Source organism: Pseudoalteromonas citrea, from assembly GCF_000238375.3.
GTDB classification, from domain to species: Bacteria; Pseudomonadota; Gammaproteobacteria; order Enterobacterales; family Alteromonadaceae; genus Pseudoalteromonas; species Pseudoalteromonas citrea.
Genome location: NZ_AHBZ03000021.1, coordinates 248,855 through 264,108 on the forward strand (window position 1 = coordinate 248,855; position 15,254 = coordinate 264,108).

Here is a 15,254-nt window from a genome sequence, read left to right on the forward strand (position 1 = left end):
TAAAAAATATGTAGGAAAATGACTTAGATTTTGCTGAAGTTGATAATGGCTACATACGATTATTACTCCGTAATTGAGCAATATTGATACTTCCATCAGTCATAGTGATAGTCAGCTCTGTTAGAGTAACTCGATTCAACACTAAACCACACTCTAACCCAAACACAAAAAAGCCGCAGTTACGCGGCTTAAAGTTATTCTACTTACCCATACTAAGATAGGTCATGCGAATATTATTTTGATGATGTGGCGGTCACATTCAACGTCACACCTACAGCGGCACTATAACCGTATACGTCAACGTACCAAGTACCAGCTTGTGGATTCTGAAATCCACAGTTTTCAACATTACCACCAGCATATGGGCGACAATCCCACTGTGAACGTGTAGACGCTTTACCGTATGTTACATATAAGTCAGCATCACCTGTACCACCAGACATAGCGACATTAAAATCAGAGTAACCGTCAGCTAAGTCAAATGTGTAACGTACCCAGCTACGGCGCGACACATTAATATTATTTACTGTTTCATCAATGGCCGGTAATGAACCACCCGGTGTACCTGAACAACCATTGGTGTTCAAGTAATCTACCGCTGCTTTTGCTTGTACTAAACCGTGGCCAAACTGAACATCACGACCCGGAGCACCTAAGTCCTCCGCTGTTGCAGTCAATACCGTACGAATTTGCTCTGCCGTACAACTCGGATGATGGCTCCATACTAATGCTGCAACACCCGCAACATGAGGAGATGCCATTGACGTACCCGTCATTTTACCATAATTACCAGGGCTAATATTAACCGCCGCAGACGTACCTACATCAGCTAACATTGCTGCACCAGCAACATCAGTAACAGTTAAACCTGGGATAGTTGTTAGATTCGTGTCACCCAAAGTACCACTAAAGCTACCCGCTGCATTATTGTAAATAATCGCACCTAAACCACCGCTATCTTCACAGTTTTTCACTTTGTCATGGAACGAAATTGCACCACGTTGGATTAAACAAACCTTACCGCTGGCACCGCTATCTTGCACTTCGCCTGTAGCAAAGTCATACAATGGTGCGGTAACAACACCTTGGTTTTCCATAGCATTTGTTTCATAAGGTACGCTATTCACAGTTAAAGTAACAAATGAACCATCTCCTTCAGGATAAGCCGATTGCACATCAACACCTGGGGCTGCAATTTCTACTTGGTCATTTTTTTGTGAACTTGTGTATAAATCTTTATTTTTATCGACGCCACCGACAGACATAACTGAATCGTATGATGCAGGGAAACTTTCTAAGTCAGTTGGGTTTGATAATACGCCATCATTACCAGCAGCTGCTATTAGTAACATGCCGGCATCAGCAGCAGCTTGCATGCCATTGCGTTCAGTTGTACTTGAGCCCGCGCCACCTAAACTCATATTTACAACATCAGCACCGGCTGCCTGACATTTATTTACCGCATCCACCAACTCTGATGAGTAACCCCAGCCGCTTGCATTAAATACTTTAATAATATGCATTGAAGGATCGGTACCGATAACACCTCTAACCCCGATACCATTATTCAAGGCCGCAATAGTGCCCGCAACGTGAGTACCATGAGGGCCTCCATGCTCAAACCAGTTACCTGTACCTCGGTCATTTGTGCCTGTTACAGTCCCACCATTGCTACCCATATCTTCATGCGGTAAGTCGAGGCCTGAGTCAATTACACAGATTTTTTTACCGCCACTGGCTGCTGAAGCCACCATGTCATCAACAAGGTCTGCTTGTACTAAGCTGATCCCATAGGGTGTTTCTTGTGACATTAAACGACGTGGTAAGTCTTCTTCTACGTATTCAACATTAGTGTCTTCTTGCAAAGTTTGTAATTGAGTACTTGTTAATGGTGTAACAATGGCATTTAAACTTGGTTTAAACTGAGCATTGTTAATACCAAGAGTAACCATTCTAGATTGAGCCAAATGTGACATTTCTGAGCTCTGGCTCATTAATGTTGAAGCTACACCTGCTTTATACTTCACAATGTAACGCTTTGGTAGTGGCGATTTACTTGACTCTTCAAGTAGTGGAGCTGCATGAAGTGATGCTGATACAGCTAGTGAAAGTAACGTTGTACTAAAAATCATCTTGTTGTTTTTTTGTAGCTTAGACATATAAAAACCTGTTGTTTGTTATTATTTTCGCTAAAAAATGTATCAGAAAACAAAAAAATTAACATGCAAAGTTGTCATTTCATGTAAAGAATTGTTAATGAAAACAGCATAAAAACACAATAAACATTTAAAAACAAAAGCTTACATCATTATAATTCATTATTTTGGCACAGTAAGTATTATTGCTTAATTCATATCTTGGAATATGAAATTCGTTTTCAATAACCAAATTAGGTTATACGCATGCCCATATGTGTATTAATGGTTCTATAAAATGCAGCCACACCGTACTACGCAAGCTATTTTAAAGTGCTTCGAAGTTATGCATTGCAAAATAGTTAAAAAAACAAATTCGTTACTTTAAATTAATTCACTTTACATATAACCATCGAAATCGTTACATCAAACCGATATTTAAAAAAACAACATGTAATGATAAGGAATATACAATGCAAAAAAGAAGATTACTGACAAGCCTAACCGCAGCTTGTTTACTCCCATTTTCAGCTATCGCTATCGCAGAGCAATCTTGCCCAAGAGTTGAAGGGTTTTATGCGACATGGGATTATCCAGCTGGCGGGGATTTAGACATTAAAGATCTAGCCACAGATAAGTTAACACATATTATTGTCGCCTTCGCTTACCCTCAACCAGATGGCAGCCTAGATACCCTTGAAGCAGACAAGTATATTGATGACATAGTTAAGCATGCTCATGCAAACAACACCGGCGTGATGATCTCCGTTGGCGGTGCTGGGGTAGACTTTTTATCGATGGATGAAGCCGCACGGAGTCAATTAGTAATAAATCTAGTTGAATATGCCAAGCTCCATAACCTTGATGGTATCGATGTCGACTGGGAAGACTGGAGTACTTATAACCAGCCAAACCCTGTTGAAAGCACGATGCTTTTAACGTTAGTAAAAGATTTACGTGCTGCTTTACCAAAGAATATTGAAGTAACTGTCGATGTTCAAGCTGGCGGCTGGTCAGGTATTAATTTTCACCCCGACTTGGATAAGTATGCCGACGTTATTCGTTTTATGGCCTATGACTACACCGGTGGCTGGGGTGGCTCACCAATTAAGCATCATGCAGCATGGGACGATATTCATGCCGGACTTGTTAACCCACACCCCGCCAGTCAAAGTATGATCAGCAAATATGATGTTGCTAAAACGAGTCTAGGCCTCCCCTTTTATAATAAAACTTTTGTAGATAGTAAAAATGGTCCCGTGTCTGGCCACACTGCCCGCGACATTGTAGAGAACTTAGTCAAAGGCATGGGCGTGGATTACAACATTGGTCAATATACTCTAGATAATGATGCCTATTTTTGGGAAACACCAGAGTTGATAAAAACCAAATCAAAGTTTGTCGCAGACAATGGTTACCCGGGAGTATTTATTTGGGAACTACATCAAGATGCCAGAGATGAACAATATAAACTGCTTAATGTAATCGCAAAAGAGTTACCTAAATGTCAGCCTTGTGAAGATACTTGGCAACCTTATCCTGCAATTTATAGCAGTGGTGACGTGGTGAGCTATCAAGGTCATAACTGGAAAATCAATGGCGGTCCTCTTCACGGCGTAGCCCCAAAGACGCTAGGCCATGAGCATAGATATACAAATTTAGGCGCTTGTAAAAACTATGTAGTTGCTCAATAAGGTAAATACCTCTCAAATTAGAGCCTATGACGGGCACTCTGTCAGTAAATAATAGGCTCTTTGTCAATTAGTTCATTACAACACTTCAATATGGGGAAAATGCATGTTCTGTATACATTTTCCTGCGTTATTCGCTATTTAAAACAAACAGGTACAACTTAAAGTCCACAACAATAGAGCCCTAGTTACTTATTACAAAAAGGAGTTTTTTACTTATGAATAAAAACAGAAGACAGTTTATTAAACAAGTCAGTACAGCAACGCTCGCAAGTGCTTTTTCAGGCCAAGTACTCGCAGATGACACACTAGACCCTTTTAACTTACAAGAATGGCGAGATAATCAAATAAATCGCCCTGAAAAGCACCATGATATATTGATCCTTGGCGCTGGAGTCTCAGGGCTGTGCGTAGCGTACGAATTAACTAAGTTAGGTGTTAATTTCCAAATGCTTGAAGCACGGTCTAAGCCAGGAGGTAGAAACGAAACACTGCGCCATGGTAGTGAAATAGAAGAGTTTGATAGAACATCATACTGCGAATTTGAGACAGATAAGCACTTATATTTTAATGTTGGGCCAGCTAGAATATCGCACCACCATGAACGTGTATTACGTTACTGTAAAGAGTTGTCAATCCCTTTAGAGCCGCTCATTAATGACAACCGTAATACATATTTCTCTATCGATGGCGCATTCAATAATACCCCAATAAAATCGAAAGAACTTTACACCAGTCAACGCGGACTGATTGCATCAACACTAGCCCAAGCAATTGAGCAAAACTTAGTATCACACCTATTACCAGCACAACATAACGACCATATGCTTAAAATGCTAACAAGCTTTGGAGACTTGGATAGTAATTATCAATTTTCAGGCTCAATACGAGCAGGAGCAGAGGCTAATTCTGGAGTATTTACCCCACCTCAAGCACAGCCAAGTAAAGACTTCACGCAAGTTTTACCCCATCTGGACAAATGGGCAAGGCGAATACATTTTGAGCAATCTAAAGATCAGCAGTCGGCCATGTTGCAACCTGTAGGTGGGATGGACCGTATCGTAAAAGGATTTGCCCGTAATATCCCCAAAAAAATACGCTACAACAGTGAAGTTCTCTCCATGAAAAGAGTCAAATCTGGGTCTGAAGTGACTTTTCGTAACAAACATGGAGTGATTAAAAAAATGACAGCAGTCCAAGTCATTGTTACTCTTCCACTCACTGTACTCCAAGACATAAACCATGACTTTTCTGCACCTATTGCACAAGAAGTACAAAACGCAAATTATGCTTCAGCAGGAAAAACTGCTTTTCAATCCGAGCGATTTTGGGAAACCCATGAACATATTTTTGGGGGGATTTCATGGTTAGGATCTGATAATACCCAGTTATGGTACCCCTCCTCAGGCTTTGGTAGAGAGTCAGGAGTGCTGGTTGGTGGCTATATTTTTGATGGGTCTGCAGGCGAGCGATTTGCCAACCTGTCAAACCAAGAACGTGTCGATAGCGCACTAATCCAAATGCAGCATGTTCATCCTGAAGCAACAAAGTACGCGCATAGTGCCTGCTCTCGCTCTTGGAAGAATACACCCTTCTCAAAAGGAGGTTGGTCTTCTAACCCACCCATCGTCGAGTTTTCTCATCAAGATGGGCCCTATATTTTTGCTGGAGATCACACAACCTACCTAAGTGGATGGCAAGAGGGGGCGATTGCTTCTGCACATCGCGCACTAGAGTTATTGAACCTTGATTAAAAGCTCAAAAACACATCAGACAATTGATCTTTATAACTAAATTCGTACCTAAATAGCATTCTATTATGGATAATAAGCTATGTAATTTGTACCCGCACAGCTAATATATTCGTTATTCAGGTATTTAAATCACCCAATGTACACATTCATTCGTGTATTCACCATCCAGTACTATACTTGTTTAATTAACAACAGCGAGGCTTCACAATGAACTTAAAAGAGCTCAGAAACGGTGAATGGATTGAATATAACAACCATCCAGTAGAAGTAATTGGTATTGATGAAATACTGAAAGTTGCAACAGTGTATGACCATCAAAATCAGAAGCAGATCACCTTAACCGCAAATGATCTCATTGCAGATCCGCAATGTCACTGTGATTCATATCAGTACTATTGACTTGTAAGCCCGTGCACAAATGATAGTTTGTGCACATTACCAGTTACATGACTACACGAAACTAAATCTATCTAATAGATGCACAGCATCAGCACGTTGCCTTGATCCTGTTAATGATAGCTTTGATTCTAAACTGATCCGAGTACTATCAGTGTCATTTGTTCGGCTTCCATGTTTTAAAATCCCTCCATCAAATAGCAGGACTTGTCCGTATTTAACATCTATTGGTTGTGCTTTCCCAGTACCGTAACCTGACTCTAACCATAGCGTTGACGTTCCTTGAGTATCAGCCAAGGGCAACCACATATTAATTTCTTCGAAATTATGCGTCATTGAGTAATCATCATGAAACTCACTGACTGGTCGAGTGGTTGGTAAATGAACCCGTATATCTGGACGCGTATCGAAATTGAGCGAATGTGCGACTTTATGTGCTAAATACTCATTCACAAAGCGCTGATATAACGTAACTAAACCGGCACTCTCAGCTTGATTTTGGATCATATCTTTAAAGAACAAATTATCTTGTGCAAATAACTGCTCTGGCATCCCAAATTGGGCTCTTTGTTCAATAATAGCTTCATGGTATTTGTCGATATCATCGCATTTTAAAATACGTTGTGTCATAAGATCTGCAAAGGGATACTGCTGAACATCAAAATCAAGTAATAGCCAGTTTTTAAGGGGAGCATGTGAGCACATGCAAGCACGGATCAAACTTTCATCCATAAAAACTTTATTCAGTTCTAAGGTACTTGGCGTAACACTTATCATGAGTTCACCTCCTGACACGTCAAGCCCTGTACAGTGTGTTCAAAGAGCTTAAGAGAGCCCAAACGCGTTATATCATCTACTGTCTCTGAAGAGTCAGCATGTTTCTCGCTAATAAAATAGGAAAGGGGCTGGAAATAACCTGCTGTTTCATCACTATCAACATATCCTTTGTGAATATTCATTCTCACCACCTAACATAATTAACGATTTGTCTCTCAATGCAAATAGGTTAGAGACATTATGCGTTATCGGCAATTACAGAGCATTACAGCGAGAAAGGTTTTTCGATAACTCCAAGGAGATTGTTTAGTTTTTAACAGCAAAAGTTACATGCTAGTCACGTATATAATAGCGTGGTGTGTAGTGTGTAAAAGACTTAAATTCCCTCGTCATATGCGCTTGATCTGAATAGCCAAATTCGTAAGCAACCGCGGTTAGACTGACCAAGGGATTACATTTTAAGTATTGTACCGCTTTATTTACCCGTACTATACGCTGATATTGTTTAGCGGTGATCCCCATTGCTTGCTTAAAAACCCTTTCAAGTTGACGTTGCCCAACAGGTAACCCAGCTGCAATACTCTGTAATGACTTAGGCTCACTAAAATAGGGCAACACACGTAACAAAGTAGGATTAAAGTCAGCCGTCTGTGCAAAAATAGACATGAAATGCCTATATAGACACGTTAATAACGCGTAAGGAGTATGCGCAGTTTGTAACATCTCAAAGCAAGCACTCAAACTGGGGGTTTTACCTGCGCAAGTTACTTCGTTAGGTAACGTTGAAAAAAGTGACATAGCACCGGGCTGTAAACAAACCCCTACCGCAAGCGTGTTCGAAGAAAAAGTCATTCCTTTTGCCTGAAGAGTTGCAGGCTGTAAATAAACACCCTGTGTATATTTTACTGAATCAAATGCGATATGGCCTTTTAAACAAAACGTAATAGCGTTGCATCCATTTGCTTTTAAATACCGTGTGACATTGTTGATATCAACACCTTGATGTGCAGCAATCCAAATACCTTGCACATACTTTGCTAATATTCCTTGTGGAAAGTAGACTTGTAAATCTAAGCCATCATTATGCTGCACCAACATTTTCATTGTATGTTTACCGTCCTAATCTAGGGTTTGAAGGCCCTTGCAATTCTATTCCAACTATTAATCGCATTAATAGCAAAGGTTAAATCACATATTGAACGCTCGTCAAGGTGCTCTCGTAATTCTGATAACTCGTCACTACCTACTTCTGCATTATTTGTTATGCGTTCAGCCCAACCAAGTATCGCCTGCTCACTTTCAGTAAATAATGAAGAAGTTTGCCAGACACTCAAAGCAAGTAAGCGTTCTACAGACTCCCCCTGTGCTAATGCACTTTGACTATGCATCTCAATACAATATGCACAGCGATTCATTTGTGACACTCTCAATTTGACCAAATCCCATAATGTCAGGCTAAGCCATTGTGAATCATTGAATGCATTTTTTAAATACGCCTCTTGCTGCAAAAGAATATCTAACGCGTCTGGGGCCAATTGATGGAAATTTATCGAGTTCATTTTATCGTCCTTATGGTTAAAACCATAAAGTAACCCAGACGCTATCTAAATTTATTGAATAAAATCGACATCGATCATATCGATAAGACTTAGATGAATTACAAAGATAATTAGGAACAAGAAATGAAAATTTACACCGGATGTTCATTCAGCCCCAAGAATTACGCACTCAAAGGGCTGGCATCATGGTCCAGTACATTACTTAGAAAGTTACTCTGAGCCTAAGGAAGCCAATACACCTTGGTAAAAGTGTCACTCAGCTAAGCACTGCATCACTTGGTCGTTTACTGTCTCTATTGCTGGCGGCTTCTTTAACGCATCGTACTGTGCCATGAGCCAACTATCGAACAAAGAAAATGACTCATACTCATACAATGCCTGTATTGCGCTATGCACAGAAAGCCCCATTAGCTCAAACAACTTCATCTGTGCTTGCCACTCGTTTTCAGGGACAGCATATTTTAAGCCATGTTTATTAATCTGTGCACGTTCATACGTACGCTTTATAAATATCAAACCATTGCTCGTGACTGCATCGTAATTAGATAACTCTACTTCGGTCTGTGGTTTATCATCTTTTGGAAACTTAAATATAAAGTCAGCACTTTGCGGATTGACGTACTCAAAGCTCACTTTCTCTCCACCCTTTAATACTGCTTTATGTGGTAAAAAGGTCAGAGGAATATTTAAGCTACACTCACTCTCAGTAAGGTAAACTGAATCATAAACTTTAATGTCTGTGGTGAGTTTCAAGCGGTAGCCCGTTTCGAACCCCTCAGGTATAAGCTGCGCTCCTGAAAATGCGCTGGTGTCACCCTCATACAATGCACGCGATTGGTTTATATCCAATTTAAAAAACTCACCCAATAAATGATCAGGTTCAACTTCGTTAACTAGCCAAGACTTTAAAGACACCTCTTCAGGGATCAGAACACCTGAAGGTTTTAAATATTGAGATAAATGTGCAAAAATAAAGACTTGAGGCTCTCGTTTCAGTAATGCGGTCATCGTTTCAGATATAATAATATCAAATAATTGCGGCTCTGTAGCTTGCCATTCAGTCGCATCTGCACACACAACGTCTATAATATTACTCGCCACATCAAAGTGATTAATTAGCGCTTGTACCGCAGCAACATTTTCAGAATGAATATCAATAAGCGTTGCTTTGACCCTATCTAACTTTAGTACGCAAAGTAGTGGGAGCAGCAAAGTAGCATATGGACCAGTGCCAGCGTAAAGCACATGGATGTCATCATCACTGGCATTTAGCCTATCCTCAATCGCTCGCTTCACCCCTTGCATAAACTTTTGACTACGTAGCGTTTCTTGTAAACACTTCGCTGCTTGTACAGGTGAAATCGCTACCCCCTTTGCCGTTTTCGCATCGTCCCAATCATTCATATCATAATCAGCATAAACCCCGGTTTTATCCGATAAGTAATTCAATAGGTCGTTAATATAAGGGGTCATTGTGCCCGCACAGGGCGCTTCATACAGTAACTGAGTTACTGCCATTTTATATTTGTCAAGACTAACGTTTTCCATACTCACCCTTTCCAATATACGCAATTATTATATAAATATTTAATCTATCAAAATATGCAACAATAGCTATTACAGCCGCTTACACTGAACTGGGTAGTATAGTAAGCATACTACCTATTTAAAAGCTCACTCAAATTAGTCAAACGCCCTGCAATTACATGAATAACTTCGCCTTCTTTTTCAACTATTCCCTGTACCTCTAATAACTTAGCACTCAAGTAAGCCTGTTTTTGTGCTCTGGCAGTGCCTGCCCATATCACCACATTAATATTTCCACTATCATCTTCTAAGGTAAAAAAAGTCACCCCTTTGGCGGTACCTGGTGACTGCTTCCCTGTTACCAGGCCAATCACTTTTACCCACGATTTATGCTGTAAATTAATCAAATCGCGCGCTCGGGTAAAACGTGTTAACTGCCCTGACTCTTCCAATAATGTGATAGGGTGCTTATTTAAAGTTAAGCCAACAGCTTGGTAATCTTCTAATAAATTATCAGCTTCAGTTGCCTCACCTACCGGTGCCCTTAACGTTTTACCTTGTGTTTCATCTAGTGCTCGATGGTTATCTATGCCCTTAAATAAAGGCAGCTCCGTTTCTTTATTCATAATTTCCCAGCGCGCACTATAACGACCATCAGTAAATGCATGTAGCGCATTTGCTGATGCCAAAACAGACATTGTCCCTTGTCCATACCCCATATTTTGTAACTGTGCACAACTGATGTAGCCTTTTTCTGGTCTTTGCGCTACAAGCGCTTTGCCAATAATACTTCTAAGCCCTTTTATTAACCTTAGCCCTAACCGAATCACAAGCTGTCCCTCACTTTCACAAACACTGTGATCGTAATTTGAGTGATTAATACAGATTGGTAATATCATGACATGATGACGCTTAGCATCTTGGCATAGCTGTGACGCACTATAAAACCCCATGGGCAAGCTATTTAATAATGAACAGTAAAAAAAAGCGGGGTAATAATACTTTAACCAAGCAGAAACATACGCCAATACAGCAAATGACGCAGAATGACTTTCAGGAAAACCATATTCACCAAAGCCACATATTTGTGCAAAAATTTGTTCTGCATATGCCGTGCTATAACCTTTTTTCTGCATCCCTGTGATCAATTTATTTTTAAATCGCATCAATTCACCAGATTTTTTCCATGCGGCCATAGCACGGCGTAATTGATCCGCCTCTCCTCCGCTAAAACCCGCAGCAACCATAGCTAATTTAATCACTTGTTCTTGAAATATGGGTACACCCATCGTCCGAGACAGTACTTCTTCTACCTCTTTTGAAGGGTAAGTGACTGGCTCTTGACCATTACGGCGTTTTAAAAAAGGATGTACCATGTCACCCTGAATAGGTCCAGGTCGAACGATCGCAATTTGGATCACCAGATCATAATAACAAGCAGGCTTCAAACGCGGTAACATGCTCATTTGTGCACGTGATTCTATTTGAAAAACACCAACAGTATCTGCACTTTGTAACATACCATACACCTGAGCATCATCTTGCAACCGTGTTATATCTGCGATTTCCCAGCGGTGCCCTAAGTGCAACTCTATTTGCTGAAACGCTTTGCGGATCGCACTCAGCATCCCCAGTGCTAATACATCCACTTTTAATAATGACAAGCTTTCTAGATCATCTTTATCCCATTGGATCACACTACGCTCAGCCATACTGGCATTCTCTACAGGCACAAGTTCATATAAAGGCCCTGCCGAGATCACAAAACCACCCACATGCTGTGATAGATGCCTAGGAAAGCCAATAATTTCATCCACCAATTCAATAAACTGTTGACCTTGAACACTGTTTGGATCTAAACCTAAAGTCACAATTTGCGTTTGCCAATGTAGGCTCTTATCACGGCGATTAATATTTTTAATAAAATATTCTAACTGAGTGGTATCTATACCCAATGCCTTACCCACATCGCGTATCGCACTTTTAAAGCGGTAACTCACCACCGTTGCAGCTAATGCAGCGCGCTCTCGACCATACTTTTTATAAATATATTGAATAACCTCTTCTCTGCGTTCATGTTCAAAATCAACATCTATATCTGGCGGCTCATTTCTCTCTTTACTAATAAAGCGCTCAAAGAGTACAGAGATCTGCCGAGGGTCTACGGAAGTAATTTCTAAGCAATAACATACAACAGAATTAGCTGCCGACCCCCGTCCTTGATATAAAATACCTTGTTGTTTAGCAAACATAACAACATCATGAATGGTAAGAAAAAAATGCGCATAGTTGAGTTCATCAATTAAGTGCAACTCTTTCATTATTATCTTTTCAATATTATCAGGAACACCGCCAGGAAAACGACACTGTTTACCCTGTTCCACTAAAGTGCGTAAATACTCTATTGCAGTCTTAGACTTTGGCACTAATTCACTGGGATACTCATAACACAATGTTTCGAGAGAAAATGTACACTGCTGTGCTATAACATGAGTGTTTTCTATCCACTGCGCTTTAAAAAGCTTTATAAGCTTTGATTTACTTCTTAATGAGCGTTCCATATTACACAGTAATTCTACGCCGATTTTTTCAACGCAAACCCCTCTTTTTATCGCACTGAGTACATGTTGCAGCCGCTGCCTTGTCGCGCTATGCATTAGTACGCCACCACATGCGCTAATTGGTAATGAATAGCGCTCACTTAATATTTCACAATGTGCTAAATACACCTCGTCATTATGTAATAAGTGCCTCTGTGCACCAATCCATAAACGTACACCATGATGTTTTTTCAACCATTCAGCCCAATGGTGGTCACGCTCAGTGAAACTAGGTAGCCATATTACAATGCCATGTTTTATCGACATTAAATCCCATAAAGCTAATTCATATTGGCCTTTTTCGCTGCGTTTACGGGCATTACTTATCACTCGACATAGTTCGGCATAGGCTATGCGGTCTGGACATATCACAACAATTTTTAAATCTTCAAAACACAATACGCTACCAATGATCAACTTTACACCAAGCTGATACTTTTTTATGGCAGTATGCGCTCGAACCACCCCAGCCACTGAACATTCATCACAAATAGCAATCGCCTCATAGCCTAAAAAATCAGCCTGTTTAACCAGCTCTTCAGGATGTGAAGCACCTTGTAAAAATGAAAAATTACTTTGGCAAAATAACTCGGCGTAACGCATCAGTGAAACACACCGTGTATATACCAGTGCTGGGTAGGATCTCTAAATACCCATAACCAACGACCTGCCTGGTCTTTTGCTACAAAGTAGTCTCTAATCATAGGATCTGCGTCCCACCAACCCGTGGCAATACGCTCAGGACCTTGTTGAACTTGTATTTCTTCGAGTAAAGGTTGAGGGTGTGCAAGCAACATTGTTGGCCTAACTAACCCAGGTTCTCGTATCAAGCTGCTACAAGGGTGTAATGGTGCAATAAAGCCACTGGCCTTTTCTGGTCGATGATCAGCATAAACTTGTATTCCCTGTATCGCTTCCTCTCCTAACTTAGCTTGTAAAGTCGATATAAGAGATGCTGCACAGCTGGCTTCTTGTTGCTGTGAAAATAAATCTCCACACACTTTTTGGCGTTCCGTAATACGTTGCGCATTTAAGGTGATCCCTTGTACTGGCGATGCTATCTGGCTATTTAACAACACGAATTCACTCAGCGTGAGCCACTTTACAGCCCGATACTCACCAGCTTTGGCATGTACATTTAACACAAGCGGTACATGATCCCTTTGCTGCAACTCAATCTCCAACTCGTAAGCCACTTTGTCACGACTTAACAAAAAATCTTCTAGTTGCAGTAATAATTTATGTAAGGGTTTACTGAGCCAAGCAATATTATCAAGCTCAAAAAGCAGCTCTAAGTAGCGTGAAAAACACTCTGGAGGCTGATAAAAATTAACCGGCTCTTTAAATTGCCCCAACAAACGACCGACATAGTGAACTAACTGCGCATCAAAGCGCTTTGCTAATTGCGCCATCGAAATAGTGAGTAATGCTTCAAACGTGTGTACACCTACCCTAGTTAGTTGTTCACTTATCGTATGAGGTAAATCACTCTCATACAAAGCGCGTGATTTCACTTTATGTAATAGCATATGACGGTCTTCGGATATCACATTCGCAGCATTTTTTGCCAATAATTGAGCCGCCAATGGTGAATAACCACTTGCATAGTTGTAATGTACATCTAAACGCTTTAACACCACTTGAATACATTGCCAATATGCCTCCAAGCTCTGATATAAATTCAGCATATTACTGACTCGCAATAATATGCTGTTATGCGATACAAAGCTTATATCTGACGTTACTTGATATAAACTATGTGCAATTTCTTTTAATTTATTTTTTTCAAACAGTTGATCATAAGGCTGAACATGTAAATGCCGACATAATGCAGCTGCTGCACCTAAACCCAAGCCAACACTTATCCCCTGAGCACGTGCTTTACCACACGCTTGCACAATGCGGTTATCATTGGCATCAACAATGATCACAGGTTGCTCACTGCTTGCACAAAACGTGCTATCTAATTGCAACTGGGTAAAATGTAAGTGTATACACAGCGTCATATTGAGACCTGTTGCCGGTGCTCTAGTAACGAGATCACTTTGTCTTCTTTGGCAGGTTGATATAATTCAGGCCAGTAGCTTTTGAGCGTCACAACAAAACGGGCCTTTGACCAACTCCCTTTTTGTTTATTAATAACGACCTCAAGTCCCTCTCTATGAGCTGCTAACTGTAAACATAAAGAAACGGGTAATGACAAATGCGAACTGGCTTCACTACGCATCACAAACTGTAAAGCGCCTCCTTGCTCAGCAGCAAGCTGTAATCGTTTAATTTGATGTATTGCAAACCTATCCTGCCAAAGTAACACACTGCTACAGGCACCACTTTTTAAACATTGCTCTGCACTCCATAAAGCATCAAGTTCATTCTTAGGGTTAATTACCAGTATTAAGGCTGTATCAAACCCTAAATGAAATAACCCATGCCCACTCACACAGCCCGGTGGATTGATGAATACGGTTAGCCCTGTTTGCTGTTTTAAATAAGGCAGTAAGACCCTGACTTCTCCGATACCTTGTGACGCCTGTATATCAATCACGCCATGCTTTGGTAACCCGCCATTCAAATACTCATCAAACTGCTCAATACCCGTACTCACACGTTCAACATCACTCACCTGCTCGTTGCCATGCCATATCAACTGCTGGCGTTGTAATAGGTCAATTAAATCGTTCATAGCCAACCTCAAAAAAAACACTGTACATAAATACAGTATAAATAATCACAGCAGATCCGCAAGATCTGCTGTGATCAAAAGTACGCCATCATTTAAAAAGAAAGGTGAATAGAATGCAGTGGTCCCTTTGCA

At 40.5% G+C, this 15,254-nt stretch carries 11 protein-coding genes; 3 read left to right on the forward strand and 8 right to left on the reverse strand.

The genetic code is table 11. From position 1 onward, the window contains the following. Positions 1-233: 233 nt before the first annotated feature. On the reverse strand, positions 234-2,159 hold the full coding sequence (locus tag PCIT_RS12975; protein WP_010366700.1) for a S8 family serine peptidase: 1,926 nt from the start codon (positions 2,157-2,159) through the stop codon (positions 234-236). A 449-nt stretch (positions 2,160-2,608) separates the two neighbouring features. Here PCIT_RS12975 and PCIT_RS12980 point away from each other — a divergent pair, with 449 nt between their 5' ends. The 3 genes from PCIT_RS12980 (at position 2,609) to PCIT_RS12990 (ending at position 5,979) form a co-directional block, all read left to right on the forward strand. Continuing rightward, positions 2,609-3,829 carry a glycoside hydrolase family 18 protein gene (locus tag PCIT_RS12980; protein ID WP_010366702.1) on the forward strand — a complete coding sequence of 407 codons (1,221 nt, stop codon included), beginning with the start codon at positions 2,609-2,611 and terminating at the stop codon, positions 3,827-3,829. A 215-nt stretch (positions 3,830-4,044) separates the two neighbouring features. Beyond that, entirely contained in the window at positions 4,045-5,580 is a 1,536-nt protein-coding gene (locus PCIT_RS12985; RefSeq protein ID WP_010366704.1) for a flavin monoamine oxidase family protein, read from the forward strand. Positions 5,581-5,787: 207 nt separating this feature from the next. Continuing rightward, the gene (locus PCIT_RS12990) at positions 5,788-5,979 is read left to right on the forward strand and encodes a hypothetical protein (protein WP_010366706.1); all 192 of its coding nucleotides are present in this window, start codon (positions 5,788-5,790) and stop codon (positions 5,977-5,979) included. A gap of 51 nt (positions 5,980-6,030) precedes the next feature. On the opposite strand, the gene PCIT_RS12995 is transcribed toward PCIT_RS12990, so the two are convergent. From PCIT_RS12995 to imuA, 7 genes are all read right to left on the reverse strand, one after another. Further along, entirely contained in the window at positions 6,031-6,753 is a 723-nt protein-coding gene (locus tag PCIT_RS12995) for a Putative streptomycin biosynthesis enzyme StrG (RefSeq protein WP_010366708.1), read from the reverse strand. A 333-nt stretch (positions 6,754-7,086) separates the two neighbouring features. Next, on the reverse strand, positions 7,087-7,857 hold the full coding sequence (locus tag PCIT_RS13000; RefSeq protein WP_010366712.1) for a helix-turn-helix domain-containing protein: 771 nt from the start codon (positions 7,855-7,857) through the stop codon (positions 7,087-7,089). A 20-nt stretch (positions 7,858-7,877) separates the two neighbouring features. Then, a complete protein-coding gene (locus PCIT_RS13005) occupies positions 7,878-8,312 on the reverse strand; it encodes a carboxymuconolactone decarboxylase family protein (RefSeq protein WP_010366713.1) in 435 nt (144 codons plus the stop codon). Positions 8,313-8,564: 252 nt separating this feature from the next. Further along, complete coding sequence (locus tag PCIT_RS13010) at positions 8,565-9,860, reverse strand: SAM-dependent methyltransferase (protein WP_010366715.1); 1,296 nt, start codon at positions 9,858-9,860, stop codon at positions 8,565-8,567. 110 nt (positions 9,861-9,970) lie between these two features. Further along, complete coding sequence (locus tag PCIT_RS13015) at positions 9,971-13,042, reverse strand: error-prone DNA polymerase (RefSeq protein ID WP_010366716.1); 3,072 nt, start codon at positions 13,040-13,042, stop codon at positions 9,971-9,973. Further along, positions 13,042-14,445, reverse strand: coding sequence for a Y-family DNA polymerase (locus PCIT_RS13020; RefSeq protein ID WP_010366718.1), 1,404 nt, complete (start codon positions 14,443-14,445; stop codon positions 13,042-13,044). Before PCIT_RS13020 ends, PCIT_RS13015 begins: the two co-directional genes overlap by 1 nt. Beyond that, on the reverse strand, positions 14,442-15,122 hold the full coding sequence (gene imuA, locus PCIT_RS13025) for a translesion DNA synthesis-associated protein ImuA (RefSeq protein WP_010366719.1): 681 nt from the start codon (positions 15,120-15,122) through the stop codon (positions 14,442-14,444). Before imuA ends, PCIT_RS13020 begins: the two co-directional genes overlap by 4 nt. Between the last annotated feature and the right edge of the window lie 132 nt (positions 15,123-15,254).